Source organism: Mesorhizobium sp. Root102 (genome assembly GCF_001425625.1).
In the GTDB taxonomy this organism is placed as follows: domain Bacteria; phylum Pseudomonadota; class Alphaproteobacteria; order Rhizobiales; family Rhizobiaceae; genus Mesorhizobium.
In genome coordinates, this window is the sequence record NZ_LMCP01000048.1 from 123,305 (window position 1) to 137,215 (window position 13,911).

The 13,911-nt window shown below is 62.6% G+C and carries 10 protein-coding genes; all 10 read right to left on the minus strand.

The genetic code is table 11. The features are described 5' to 3' along the window. Positions 1 to 56 precede the first annotated feature (56 nt). The 10 genes from ASD12_RS31755 to ASD12_RS31800 all read right to left on the minus strand — a co-directional run bounded on the left by ASD12_RS31755 (position 57) and on the right by ASD12_RS31800 (position 13,823). Positions 57 to 2,618 carry an FAD-dependent oxidoreductase gene (locus ASD12_RS31755; RefSeq protein WP_056596372.1) on the minus strand — a complete coding sequence of 854 codons (2,562 nt, stop codon included), beginning with the start codon at positions 2,616 to 2,618 and terminating at the stop codon, positions 57 to 59. 159 nt (positions 2,619 to 2,777) lie between these two features. Next, complete coding sequence (locus ASD12_RS31760; RefSeq protein ID WP_056596375.1) at positions 2,778 to 3,536, minus strand: FkbM family methyltransferase; 759 nt, start codon at positions 3,534 to 3,536, stop codon at positions 2,778 to 2,780. Then, entirely contained in the window at positions 3,533 to 4,765 is a 1,233-nt protein-coding gene (locus tag ASD12_RS31765) for a DUF2029 domain-containing protein (RefSeq protein WP_056596378.1), read from the minus strand. The genes ASD12_RS31760 and ASD12_RS31765 overlap by 4 nt, the downstream gene beginning before the upstream one ends. Positions 4,766 to 4,789: 24 nt before the next feature. Then, positions 4,790 to 6,220: an aspartate aminotransferase family protein gene (locus ASD12_RS31770; protein WP_244483037.1), complete on the minus strand. Its 1,431-nt coding sequence runs from the start codon at positions 6,218 to 6,220 to the stop codon at positions 4,790 to 4,792. A gap of 104 nt (positions 6,221 to 6,324) precedes the next feature. Further along, positions 6,325 to 7,332, minus strand: coding sequence for an NAD(P)-dependent oxidoreductase (locus tag ASD12_RS31775; RefSeq protein ID WP_056596384.1), 1,008 nt, complete (start codon positions 7,330 to 7,332; stop codon positions 6,325 to 6,327). Further along, a complete protein-coding gene (locus tag ASD12_RS31780) occupies positions 7,329 to 7,778 on the minus strand; it encodes an EamA family transporter (RefSeq protein WP_056596387.1) in 450 nt (149 codons plus the stop codon). Before ASD12_RS31780 ends, ASD12_RS31775 begins: the two co-directional genes overlap by 4 nt. A gap of 124 nt (positions 7,779 to 7,902) precedes the next feature. Next, positions 7,903 to 9,255 carry an FAD-binding oxidoreductase gene (locus ASD12_RS31785; RefSeq protein WP_056596390.1) on the minus strand — a complete coding sequence of 451 codons (1,353 nt, stop codon included), beginning with the start codon at positions 9,253 to 9,255 and terminating at the stop codon, positions 7,903 to 7,905. A 2-nt stretch (positions 9,256 to 9,257) separates the two neighbouring features. Further along, on the minus strand, positions 9,258 to 10,691 hold the full coding sequence (locus ASD12_RS31790; RefSeq protein ID WP_056596393.1) for a UbiA family prenyltransferase: 1,434 nt from the start codon (positions 10,689 to 10,691) through the stop codon (positions 9,258 to 9,260). 224 nt (positions 10,692 to 10,915) lie between these two features. Next, positions 10,916 to 11,179, minus strand: coding sequence for a hypothetical protein (locus ASD12_RS31795; RefSeq protein WP_056596396.1), 264 nt, complete (start codon positions 11,177 to 11,179; stop codon positions 10,916 to 10,918). A 157-nt stretch (positions 11,180 to 11,336) separates the two neighbouring features. Further along, positions 11,337 to 13,823, minus strand: coding sequence for a mechanosensitive ion channel family protein (locus tag ASD12_RS31800; protein ID WP_056596399.1), 2,487 nt, complete (start codon positions 13,821 to 13,823; stop codon positions 11,337 to 11,339). Between the last annotated feature and the right edge of the window lie 88 nt (positions 13,824 to 13,911).

Genomic DNA, 13,911 nt, shown 5'->3' on the forward strand with positions numbered 1-13,911 from the left:
AAGCCCGGCCGGCGGCCAGGCTTTTGTCTTCATGCCCTTTGCGCCCTGCCCAGCGCTCAACTGCGCGGCTTGAGGTTCTCCGGATCATAGAGCGGCTTGTAGCCGACAGCCGCCACTTCGACCGGGTATGTCTCGCCGAAATACTCAATATGGAGCTTGCGGCCTTCCTGGGCATACGCCCACGGCAGATAGGCAAGACCGATATTCTTGCCGATAGTCGGGCCGTAGGCCATCGAGGTCGTGAAGGATCGCCGGCCGAGGTCGTCGACCAGCGTCTCGCCGGTCTTCGGGTCCATCACCGGCATCGTGCCGACGGGATAGCGGGCAACGCCTTTCGCATCGATATTGTCGGTCATGACCAGCGTGCACAGCATGGCCGGCTGGTGCTCGCGGGCACGGAACTCGACATGCCTGGCCTTGCCGCAAAAGTCATTCTCCTTGACCTTCGGACGAGCGAGATCCGCTTCGAGCAGATTGTACTCGGTCAAAAGGTCGGCGTTTTGCAGGCGCAGGCTCTTTTCCATGCGGCGGGTGTTGGCATAGGTCTCGACGCCGAACGGCATGACGCCGGTCGAGCGCAGCGCGTCCCAGACGGCCAGGCCGTCCTCGTAGCGCATATGCAGTTCCCAGCCCTGCTCACCGACATAGGAGATGCGGAAAGCAGTGACGTCCTTGCCCCCGATCCTGACCGGCTTGATCGCCGCGAACGGGAAGTTCTCCAGCGACAACCCATCAGGATTTTCGACCACTTTCTGCAAGGTCGCCCGGGCGTTCGGACCCCAGATGCCGATGGTGACATACTTCTCGGTCACGTCGGTGATGGTGACATCAAAGCCTTTGTCCTGCGCCGTGCGGCGCATGTACTGGAAGTCGCGCGGGCCGGCGTCCGCCCCGTCGATCAAACGACAGCGGTCGGCCATGCGGATGACGGTAAAGTCGGCCCGCACCATGCCTTCCTCGTCGAGGAAGTGGGTGTAGATGCCCTTGCCGATGTTGTTGTCGCCGCCAATCTTGGCCGCGCACAGCCATTCCAGCAGCGCGACATGGTCGGGACCTTCGATGTCGTACATGGCAAAATGCGACAGGTTGACGATGCCGCAATCCTCGCTCATGGCGAGATGTTCGGCGTTGGAGACGCGCCAGAAATGGCGGTTGTCCCACTCGTTCTCACGCACCGGAACCCGGTTGCCGTATTTCTCCAGCAGATGCTCGTTGGCGGCATAGCCGTGAGCGCGCTCCCAGCCGCCCAGCTCCATGAAATAGCCGCCGAGCTCCTTCTCGCGTTCCCAGAACGGCGAGCGCCGGATGTTGCGGCCCTTGGAGAAGGGTTCGCGCGGATGCACCGCCGGATTGTAGACCTTCATCGCCGTCTCGGTGCAGCGATCCCAGATGAACTGCTCCTTCGTCTGGTGCGGATAGAAGCGCGCATAGTCGATGGCGTGATGGTCGATCGCGGTGCGGCCGTCCGTCATCCAGTCCGCGATGAGCTTGCCCATGCCGGGACCATCCTTGACCCAGATGGCGACGGCATACCAAAGGCCCCGCACCTTCTGGCTTTCGCCCATCGACGGGCCGCCATCCGCCGTCACCTGCAGCAGGCCATTGAAGGAATGGCTCTCGTTATAGCCGAGTTCGCCGAGGATCGGCGTCAGTTCCATGGCGCGTTCGAGCGGCGCCAGGATCTGCTCCATGTCGAGGTCGCGCTGCGAAGGCGACAGACGCGCCTGGTCCTTCTCCAACAGGTCGCGCGGATGGCAAAGGCGCGGATTGGTCTCTTCGTAATAACCCCATTCGATCTGCCCGCCCTCGGCGGTCTTGGGATCGCCGGTGTCACGCATGTAGGCGGAGTTGCCCTGGTCGCGCAGCAGCGGCCAGCCGATCTCCTTGCCGGTGCCGGCGAACTCGTTGTACGGGCCGAAGAAGGTCAGCGGATGGTCGATCGGCATGACCGGCAGGTCCTCGCCGACCATTTCCGCGATCAGCCGGCCCCAAATGCCGGCGCAGACCACGACATAATCGGCCTCGATGGTGCCGCGATCGGTCACCACCCCGGTGATGCGGCCGTCCTTGACGACAAGCGACCGGGCCGGCGTGTTGGCGAAGGATTTCAGCTTGCCGGAGACTTCCGCCTGGTCGACCAGCTTGCCGGCGACGGTCTGCGAGCGCGGGATGACGAGACCGGCATCGGGATCCCACAGGCCGCCCTGCACCATCACTTCCTCGATGAGCGGAAATTTTTCCTTGATCTCGGCCGGTTCGATCAGCCGGGCGCGCGTGCCAAACGCCTTTGCCGAGGCGATCTTGCGCTTGATCTCCTCCATGCGGCCGTCATCGCCGACGCGGGCCACCTCGAGACCGCCGATGCGCGCGTAGTGGCCCATCTTCTCGTAGAAGTCGATGGAATAGAGCGTCGTCCAGCACGACAGGAAATCGTGGCTGGTCGTGTAGCAGAAGTCGGAGGCGTGCGCGGTCGAGCCGATGTCGGTCGGGATGCCTGATTTGTCTATGCCGACAATATCGTCCCAGCCGCGTTCGATCAGGTGATGGGCGATCGATGCGCCGACAATACCGCCCAGGCCGACGATGACGACCTTCGCCTTTTTCGGAAACTCTGCCATTGCCCGCGACTCCAAAGTGATAAAGCGGGCGGACTATAGGGCGGAGCGGCAGGGCGATTGAAGCCTGTTTGCGACATTGGCAAAAAGCCGAGCGACCAGACGGCAGAATGCTTCCTATCGAGCGCCTTGGGCGGTTCGCTTTCCGGGGCGGAGGCTAACTCAGGCGAAGGCCCAGATGTCCTCGGCCTGGAAGCCGACCTGATAGCCGGAGGTCTTCAGCTTGACCACGACCTGGCCGATCTCGGCGGCCGGCAGCGCGCCGACCTCGACCTTGATCATGCCGGGGCGGTAGCGCTTGAGGTCGAGCTGTTCGAAGACGATCCAGTCGGCACCCTCGCAATCGACCAGGAAGGCGTCGATATGGGTGATGCCGTTGCGATCGAGCAGCGTCTGCAAGGTCTCGGATGGCACCTCAATGTCTTTCAGGTGCGGCGCGAACTTGTTGAAGTTGGCGTCGGCCTCGCCCCAGGCATTCTTGCCCGACATCAGATTGGTGTCGGTGACCGACGAGCAGCCGATGAACTCGATGGGCAGCGTGCCGGCCTCGAGCGCAGCGGCATCGAACGTATGGACGGTGATCGTGCCCTTGGCCTTTGTCACCGCCACCGGCTCGATGATGAACCGGCTGGTGTCGGGGTAGTTGGCGCGCAGTCGTTTCTGATTGTACGGGATCGGCTCGACCAGCATGGCGCGTGCGCCAGCTATGCGGTGCAGCCACGGCGTGACGTCGTCGAATAGCGCCCCGTCGCAGGCGCCGACATTGACCATCTGGAACGGTCGCCCTGCCCCACCAAAGCGCGCCTTCAGCGCCGCCTTGGCCAGGAACTTCGTGCCGCGCAGCGACGGCCCGCGATCGAGAACGCCCTTGGGAAGACCAAGCGACAGGGCAATGCGCGCCAGGCTGGATAGCGAACTCATGACTTGTCTCCGGGAGTGATTTGCAAGGCGGCGCGATGCTGGCCGCGAGCCACGGCTGCCCGGAGCGCCATGAACGGCGTTGCCAGCAGCAGGAATGGCGGGATCAGATGGGGAAAATAGATCCGCGTATCGTGGATCGGGAAGACGGTGAACTTGGCCAGCGCACCGAGTACCAGTGCCGCAAACAGGATGCCGGCGCGGCGATCGAGGCGGAAGCCGGCGCGGGCGGCCGCGTACCAGCCTGCCAGTGCCAGCACCGACACCCCGACCCAGCTGTTCAGGCTGACGGCGCGCAGCAGTGAGCTGGCAAAAGCCCTGAGATAGGCCGCTATCGAGAATGGCGGCTCGAACCCGTCCATATTGTAGTGCTGCTCGACGCTGGAGAACCACAGATGCGGCCACCAGCCGGGATGATGGGCCCAGTGCGAAATGGCGAAGTAAGCGACGAAGGACGCGGCAAAGCCGGCCAGCGCGCCCCATGCCCTCTGCCGGAACGCGACCAGCAGCACAGCGAAAATCGCCAGGAAAACAATGTTGTCCGGCCGCACCATGAAGGCGAGGAAGAGCAGGATGGCCGTCGCCACCTCGCGGCCGCGGACATAGGCGTAAAGCCCGCCGAGCAACAGCGCCGAACACAACAAATCCGGCGTCGAGGCCCGCGCCGCATCGCCGAAATCGGCCATGATCAGCACCGCGCCGACGATAGGCGCCAACGCCAATGCCCCTGCGGAGCGTAGCCACATCAGGGCGATCGCGCCAAACAGCAGCACGGAGAACACCTGTAACACGCGCATCGCCTCGACCGGCGACATCACCACGCTCATCGTCGACAGGATCTCGGCATACAGAAACTTGATCCGGTACATGCCGAGCAGAGAATGGAAGTCGGCGGCATCCTCCGTCATGTGGCTGCGGAAGCCGCCGCCATCGTCGGTCAGCGCCTTGTAGTCGCCAGCTGAGACGCCTGATTTGACGGTGTTGTAGGCATAGTCGTGCAGTGCCTGGGCATCGGGATAGGTGCCTTCCTCCGACATGGCGAGATAGGGCAGCATGTCCCAGTTGGCGTCTGGCATCACCCAGGCGGTGAACGCTGTAAAAAGGATGTAGAGAGCGAAGGCCGCCGCGCCGATCGGTGCCGCCAACCGCGCATAAGTCCCCTCGCCCCACGCCAGACCGACCTCGGTGAGCCGGTCGAGCAGGTTGTTCGGTGCGGGCGACCTGGTCAGCATTGTCGAACTCAGCGAGCTTCGTTTCTAACGGACTTGGCTTTTGACGAAATCCTTGACGATCGACACGATGCCGCGCGACAGCAGGCTGTCGAAGGCATCGACAAAGCGGTCGACATGCTCACGCTGGCAGATCAGCGGCGGCTCGAGCCGGATGACGTTGCGGTTGTATTCGGTGAAGGCGACGAGCACGTCATAGTCGCGCAACAGCAGCGCCCCGACGAAGCCCGAAAGCGAGCCCTTCAGCTTGTCGTCGAGCACGCTGACGATCGGCCGCAGCACCATCGGCAAGGTCTGCGAGAAGTCGTGGAACTCCAGGCCGATCATAAAACCCTTGCCGCGCACATCCTTGATGATCTTCGGGTACTTTTCCCTGAGCGCCTGCAGCCGCTGCAGCAGGTAGTCGCCGGTGACGGCGGCATTGTCGATCAGCCCCTCGTCATAGAGCACGTTGAGCCCCTCGATCGAGGTGACGCAGGCCTCGCCCATGCCGCCGAAGGTGGCCATAGCATGGATCATCGCCGTCTTCGGCGTGCCATAGGCCTTCATGTATACCTCGCGCCGGGCAATCATCGCGCCGACCGCCGCCTTGCCAGCGCCAAGCGACTTGGCCAGCGCCGTCACGTCGGGAATGACGCCGTAATGCTCGAAGGCATAGAAGCGGCCCGAGCGGCCATAGCCGCACTGCACTTCGTCGGCGACCCACAGCACGCCATACTGGTCGCAAAGCGCGCGCAGCTTCTGCCAGTATTCGGCAGGCGCCTGGATGATGCCGCCGCCGCCCTGGATGGTCTCCAGCACGATGACCCCGACCTCCGGATCGGAACGGAACAGGCGCTCGACGGCCTCGATGTCGGCAAAGGGGATGCGCACCGTATTGTCCGCTACCTTGAAGTCAGCGCGGTAGAGTTGGCCGTCGGTGATGCCCAGCACACCCTTGGTCTTGCCGTGGAAGGAATTCTCGGCATAGGCGATCTTCGGCCGCCTCGGGCCGGCGGCGCGCTCGGCGAGCTTCACCGCCGCTTCCATCGCCTCCGAGCCGGATGAGCCCAGGAACACCATGTCGAGATCGCCGGGCGAGCACTTGGCGAGGTTGTGCGCCAGTGCTGCCGCATATTGCGACATGAAGGCGATGGCGATTTCCTGGCGCTTCTCCTCCTGGAATTTTTTCCGTGCTTCGAGGATGCGCGGATGGTTATGGCCGAAGGCCAGCGAACCGAAACCGCCGAAGAAATCGAGGATCTTGCGGCCTTTCTGGTCGATATAGAACATGCCTTCGGCGCGCTCGATCTTGATCTTGTGAAAGCCGAGCAGCTTCATGAAATGCAGCTGGCCGGGGTTGAGATGCGCCTTGAACAGGTCGGTCATGCGGGCGACATCCATCGCCTTGGCCTGCTCGACGCTGATCAGGTCGGGCTTGGCGATGGTGGCGGGCGACAGCGAAGGCGCGCTGACCATGGTGCGCACGTTCGTCTGTTCGGGCTTGGCCATGACGGTCATTTCAATCTCCTGTCTGCACGCACGACCAGGATCGGGCGCAACGAAAGCTGATTTGCTAGCCGCTATTCGGCGGGCACATGTTTGGTGGCGACTGAGTGACCGGCCTTCTTGGCGCGGTACTCGCTATAGGCGGCGATCAGCATCTCCTCGTCGCGATATTGCGGCACCCAGCCGAGCTGACGCCCGGCTTTGGACACGTCGAGCACGCACTCCTCGTCGGCGATCAGATATTGTTCCGGGTCCATGATCGGCATGTTCATCAGGTCGAGCAGGTCGAGCGTGCGCTTGACCGCCCAGCCCGGTGTCGGGATCAGGATCGATTTCGAGCCGGCATGCCTGATCAGATCGCCGAGCAGCTTCTTCACCGGCGGCGGATTGAGAGAACCGAGATTATAGGCCTCGTTTGGCACGCCGGCCTTCCAGGCGGCGCGCGCGGCCTCGGCGCAGTCGAACACCGAGATGAACTGATAGGGGTTCCTGCCCGAACCGATCATCGGCACGGGAAGATTCCAGTCGATCAGCTTGAACAGTTTTTCCAGGATGCCGAGACGGCCGGGGCCGATGATCAGGCGCGGGCGAAACAGCGAGATCGACATGCCGCGCTTGCGCCATTCGGCCGCCAGCTCCTCGGTCTTCTGCTTCGACCAGCCATATTCGCCGAGCGGCGCGACCGGGTGCTCCTCGGTCATCGGCTGGGTGACCGTGTGGCCGTAGATCATGTCGGTCGTGTAGTGGACGAGCTTGGGTGCGCCGGCTCTGTCCATGGCCTGCATGATGTGCTCGGTGCCATGAAAATTGACCGGGAAGAAGAAATCGTGCCGCTTGGCGCGCACCTGGATCGGCGACAGCATCTTGGCCGACAGATTGTAGACCATGTCGTCGGCCTTGAGCCCAACCGCGGCGACCGACGCCGGATCGGTGACGTCGCATTGGATGAAGCGGACATTGCGGTAATGCGGCAGGTCGCTTTTGACGATGTCGGCGACGACAACCTCTTCACCATCGGTCACAAGCTTCGGGGCAAGATGGCGGCCGACGAAACCGTCGCCGCCGAAAATCACATGTCTCATCGAAGGCTCTCGTTTGCCTGGATCTTGTCGGGCGTGATGGAAGCAGTCTGGTCTTCATGCCCTCGCCCGCCCAAATCCCGGCCACTTTGGGCGATCAGCACGGTTCCGACGCAGATGAACGCGATGCCGGCGATGCGCCAGCCATTGAGGTCCTCGCGGAAGACGAAATAGGCGAAGATGGCGACGGCCACATAGGCGAGGCTGAGGAACGGATAGGCGAAGGAGAGCTCGACCTTGGACAGCACAAAGAGGTGCGAGGCCATCGATATGACGAAGGTGCAAAGGCCCAGGAACACCCAGGGGCTGAAGACGATCTGCAACAGCTTGACGAGCGGATTGACGCCCTCGAACGAGATCGGCCCGAGCGACATCATGCCTTGCTTCAGCATCAGCTGTGCAGCAGCATTGGTCATGACCGTAAAGAGAATGAAGACGATGTATTTCATGTGTTCCAAGCCACCCCTTCACGCCTCCTATTACAAACCCGCAAATATTTCGTGAAGCCACAAGAATGTTTTGAGTGAATCGTGGGTTTAACGATTCGGAAACCAAGAATTACTCGAATTTTAGCTATTCCGCCGCCTCGACCGCACCTCGCCGCGTGTCCAGCTTCCTTGCCGTCCGCGCCCAGAAGTCGGACATGAAGGCAGGATCGCGAAGCGCCTCCAGCCGCGGCCATTTGGGAAAAGACGAAGCGAAGATGTCGGCGCCCATGCGGGCGTCCTTGTAGGGGTTGACCGCGCCTTCCGCCTCGACCGTGATCCGATCGAGGTCCCGCAACAAGGCGAGCGTCGCAGCCCCCCTGTTGGGGAAATCCAGCGTCAGCGTGTAGCCGGGGCGCGGGAATGAGAGCAGCGCCGGCGAGCGGATGGAGCCGAAGCGTTTCAGCACAGTGAGGAACGAGCCCTGCCCTGCTTGCCTTGCAGCCGCCAGCAGTGCCGGCACCGCCTCGCGCGCCGTCTCTTCCGGCACCACGCTCTGGTGCTGGAAAAGCCCTTTCGGCCCATAAAGCCGGTTCCAGTCACGCACGCCGTCGAGCGGGAAGAAGAAGCCTTGATATCCGACTTGGCGCGGCACTGTTGCCCGGCCCTTCTTCCACCTGTAGGCGGCGTTGAAGGCAGTCAGGAACGGCCGATTGAGCACATTGAACGGCGGCTGCACCGGCACCGAGAGATTGCCGCCGGCGCGCGAGGCGGCATGCGAGCCGTGCTCGGCGTGATTGCCTGACAACAGCAACCCGCGACCGCTGTTGCGGCCGCCGGCAAGCTGGTCGATCCAGGCGACCGCATATTCATTGGCCCGATCGGCCGCCTCGGCGAGGTCGAAGAATTCGCCAAGGTCGCGAAACGGCATCGCCTTCTCCATGATGTCGAGGGAAGGAACACGCATCAACCGGATCGAAGCCGACAGGATGAGACCGGTCAGCCCCATGCCGCCGATCGTCGCCGCAAATAGCCGCGCATTGTCTGTCGCTGAGCAGCGGTGGGTCTTTCCGTCGGACGTGAGCAGCGTGAAGGTCTCGACATGGCAGCCGAAGGTGCCGCGCCGGTGATGGTTCTTGCCATGCACGTCATTGGCGATGGCGCCGCCGAGTGTGACGAATTGGGTGCCTGGCACAACCGCCGGGAAGAAGCCGTAAGGGGCAGCATAGGCGATGATGTCGGACAACAGCACGCCGGCATCCGCCTCGAGAACGCCGGTTTCGGCGTTGAAGGCGCGAATCCGGTTTAGCGATCGCATGTCGACGACCGCGCCGGCCTGGTTCTGGCAGGAGTCACCGTAGGAGCGGCCATTACCATAGGCAAGCAAAGACGCTGGCTTGGCCTGACCGCCCTTCAGCAGCGCGATCGCCTCATCGGCACCGACGGCGCGCGGCGCCGGCGGCGTGGCAAGGCCGAAACTCTGGAAGCGCTCGGTGGCCATACCTACCAGCCTCCGACGACCAGCATCACCGCACCGATCAGCACCACGATCTGGCTGCGCCAGTCGCGGATAATGAAGACGACCGGATCGTCATGCATCTCGTCGCGGCGCGCCAGGATCCAGACGCGCATGGTGAGATAAAGCACGATCGGCGCCAGCGGCCAGATCAGCCACGGATGCGGATAAAGCTCGCGCACCGCGACACTGTCCATATAGAGCGCCAGCACCAGCGCCGAGGAGAAGGCCGAGGCCATGCCGGCCTGGGCGACGATCTCCTGGTCTTCGGTGCGATAGCCACGCCCGGCAATGCGCTCGCCAGGCGGGATGGCGGTGGTGCGCAGTTCGACGAAGCGCTTCACCAGCGCCAGCGACAAAAAGAAGAAGATCGAGAAGGCCAGCAGCCAGAACGAGACTTCGACGCCGGTCGCCGCCGCCCCGGCCAGGACACGGATCGTATAGAGGCCGGCGAGCGTCAGCACGTCGACCAAGAGCATGCGCTTGAACGACAGCGAATAGGCAGTGGTGACGACCATGTAGCCACCGAGCACAGCTAGGAATTCGGGCGACAAGAACAACCCGGTGCCGATGCCGATCGCCAAAAGTACGGCGATCGCGCCAAGGCCGAACGGGATCGACAGCGCACCGCTGGCGAACGGCCTGTTGCGCTTGGTGAGGTGTTTGCGGTCGAGCGCGAGGTCGAAGAAATCATTGAGGATGTAGATGGCCGAGGCCACCGCGCTGAACGAGACGAATGCCAGCAGGCATTGCCAGATCATGTCGGTGTTGAAGTATTCGTGCGAGAGCACCATCGGCACGGCGATCAGCGAGTTCTTCAGCCACTGATGCACGCGCAGCATCTTGACGATAGTCCGCAAATTCGGCTTCGGCGCAGGCATCGTCTCGGCGCCATGGGCCGCTTGCCAGCGCGCGGCATGGCGATCGGGTGCGATGACAATCGCGTTGCGCGCGGCGTCGAAGACCTGAAGGTCATGGCGGCTGTTGCCCGCGTAGTCGAAGCCGCCATCGCCATAGGCCGCGATCAGCGAGGCGCGCTTCCTGCCCGAGGTAAGATTGGCGAGGCCATCGGTAGCCAGCACCCGGTCGAAAATGCCGAGATGGGCAGCGATGGCGTCTGCGAATTTGCGTGGCGTACCGGTCGCCAGCACGATCTTGCGGCCCTCGGCGTGCTCGGTGCGGAGGCGGCAAAGCAGCACCTCGCGATAGGGCAGCAATGCCGGATCGATGTCGATCCGCTGTGCGATCGCCTGCTTCAGCCGCGCCGGCCCGCCGGCGGCCCAGAACGGCACGAGGAAGATATAGAGCGGGTTCTTCTTGAGAAGGATGAACAGCCCTTCCCACAACAGGTCGGTCGCGATCAGCGTGCCATCGAGATCGACCGCAAGCGGTATTGCGTTCCTGTCCGACCGCGCATCCATGTCCGTCCTGCCTGCCAGCGTATGATCCGCAGAACGGATCTCGTTTCGCGCCGCGTTTCGGCGTCTTGAAGCTGGTATAGCCGGGAACGGCATATCGAACGTTAAAACGCCCGGTTGTAGACGGCTGCCGTGGCGGTATTTCCGGCGTCATTGTTAAAAAAACGCTACCGGAAACGATAAAAGGCCGAGCAAATTGCCCGGCCTTTCCTGTCATGCCGTCGGAATTACTTGATGCGGGCGACGCCACCCGAGATTTCGACCGTTTCCGAACCGGTCAGGGCTTCGAGGTCACCGTTCGGCAAGGTGACGAAACAGCCGTTCGGGCAGAACTCAACCGTTTCGCCTCCGGCCAGCGCGAGGTCGGTCTTGCTGCCGCCCTCCGTCACGACCAGCGTGCGGGTCTCGGCGTCCTTGTTGACCGCGCTCGCGGCATGGGCCGAGCCTATGGCGGCGACCAGGGCGACGGCAGCGACGAGAGACTTCCACATGGTGCAATATCGGTGTTCCCACCGCCTCTGTTGCATTTCGCAAGGCATTTTCGCCTTTGCATGGGAGCTTATATGAGATGGAAGCTGAACCGCAACTGAATGCCGCATTCATGCCGCAATTGGCTTTCGGCGGTATCGGGACCTACGGACCCTGAGCCTAGTCCGGATCGGGCTTCTTGGTTTTGCGGGACTTGGCCAGTCGCCTCTTCTCCGCCTCGGCTTCGGCCTTCACCTGTTCCTGTTCGGCGAAGTCGGCCTCGATCTTGTCGTCATCGGTCGGCCAGGCCTTGGGCTTGTGGACCTCGAGGACGGCGCGCGGTGTCGAGGGGATCTCGATATGCTCACCGCTGAATTTTTCGAGGACGGCAAAACGGATGTCGTTCTGCGCGATGTTGCCATTCATCACGTCGGCCAGGAACACGCGAATTTCGAATTCGAGTGCTGCCGTGCCGAAATTGGAAAACAGCACGAAGGGTTCCGGGTTCTTCAGCACCAGAGGATGGCCGCGTGCGATCTCCAGCAGGATTGCGTGGACCTGCTTGACGTCACTGCCATAGGCGACGCCGATCTTGATGTCGACGCGGCCGAGCTTGTTGCGGTGCGTCCAGTTGCCGACGGCGTTGTTGATCAGGTTCGAATTGGGCAGGATCACCGACTGCCGCTGGAAGGTCTCGATCTCGGTGGCGCGCACGCTGATCTTCTTGACGGTTCCGCTGACATCGCCGGCGACGATCCAGTCGCCGACCTTGAACGGCCGCTCGGCCAAAAGGATCAGTCCGGAGACGAAATTGGACACCACATTCTGCAGGCCAAAACCGATACCGAGGGAGAGAGCGCCGGCGACCAGCGCTAGACTGGACAGGTCGATGCCTGCTGCCGATATGCCAACGAGCGCCGCAAGGGCGACGCCGGCATAGCCGACCGCCAGCCGGATCGAGTTGCGCACTCCGGCATCGACCTTGCCGCGCGCCATCACCGAACCGTCGAGCCAGCCCTGGAACCAGCGCGTCAGGAAATAGCCTATGACGAAGACGACGATGCCGGAGAGGATGCCGGTGACCGAAATCGTCACCGAGCCGATATTGATCCCGGTTGCCAGCTTGTAGGCCCAGGCCTGGATATCGCCGGGCTGGAAGCCCCACATCAGCAGGATCAGCGGCAGGAACACCAGCACGATCATCAGGTTGATGGCGACGCTGACGACAAGGCCAAGCTGGTCGAGCGCCGTGTCCTCGTAGCTCGAATTGGCCGACAGCCAGCGCCCGACGGAGGTGTTGGCGAAAGCGCCCTCTTCGCCGATCGCCCGCGCCGACAGGAAGCCGATATAGGCGGTGATCAGCGCGGTGCCGGTAACGACGACCTGCAGCGAGACGAACAGGGCAAGGCCGATATAGCCGAGCAGCGCGGCGACGATGGTGAAAACACCGAGCGCTAGCGCTGTATAGCGTAGCCATGCCGGCCACGGCCGCCAGCTTCCGTCACGCGCCTTGAACGGCCTCAGCATCGCCATCAGGATCAGGATGACGCCGACGATGATGGTGGCGCCGAAACTGCGGGCGATGGTCAATGACAACGGCGAGCCCATCTTGTCGTTGATCACCGACAGGAAATAATTGACGCCGATGACCACGGCCATGGCGGTGGTCAGCCGCACCAGCCAGCGTGCCGGACCTGTCTCGACCGGGACAAGGCGCCAGTTCGGCAGCCTCGGCTCGAGCGCCGCATTGGTCAGCCGGTTCACGCAGAACACTCCCCCGATGACGGCCGCCAGTGCATTGAGGAAAAGGCCGATGTCGCCGCGCAACACATTGTAATAATTGAAAAAGAACACCGTGGAGGCCAGGAACACGCCGACCGCGAGCGTCGGCAGCAAGGTCGACCAGAAGGCAACCGACAACCGACTGAGATAGGACGGGTCTTCATTGGAAGGGTCTGCTTCGAACACACGCCCGAACAGGCGCCTGCCGCCGACCAGCAACACCAGCGCCAGCCCGAGCGCCACGAAGGTTGCGGCCAGGATAGCCTGGAACTTGAACCTAAAGGCGAAGCTCAGCCAGGACGACACAGCCTTGTAGAAATTACCGAATTCGTCCCTGGCGTCCGAAAAGACCAGCGGGCTAAGTGCGTCGGATAGCACATAGCGCTTGGTGAGCACATTGCGGAACAGCTCGCTGCGCATGTTGCCGATCTTGTCGATCAGCCCGCTGATGCGGATCGACAAGGACTGAGCCAGCGAAATCACCGCGTTGATTTCCGCCTTCTCCGACACCAGCGCCTGGCGTTCGCCGCTGACGATGTCGGGCTCCGGCGGCTGGCCGGCGGCGGGCGCTGGCCCGATCTGCTCAAGGCGGCTGTTGATCTCGCCAAGGCGTGTGCGGAAGGCCAACGCGCTGTTCAGCGATTGCCGCGACAGTTCCTCGAGCTGCAGGCGAATATCGACGAGGCTGCCATCGTCCTCTGCGTCCTGCTGGATCTGCTTCTCGAAATTATCGGTCTTGGTCGTCAAATCCTGCAGGATCTTCTGCTGGTCGGCGATCAGCCCGGCAGGTGCCTGGCCGAGGCCTTGCGCTGCCGCGTCGAATGACGGCGGTGCCGAAACGACAAGCGCGAGGAGCAAAATGAGACGAAGCAATCGGAAAAGCATGATTTGTTGGCGACTCATGGACGGCAAAGGCAATTTGAAAGCGTGTCCTTGATAAAGACGGCCATATCATGGGGCAAGCCGTCGCATC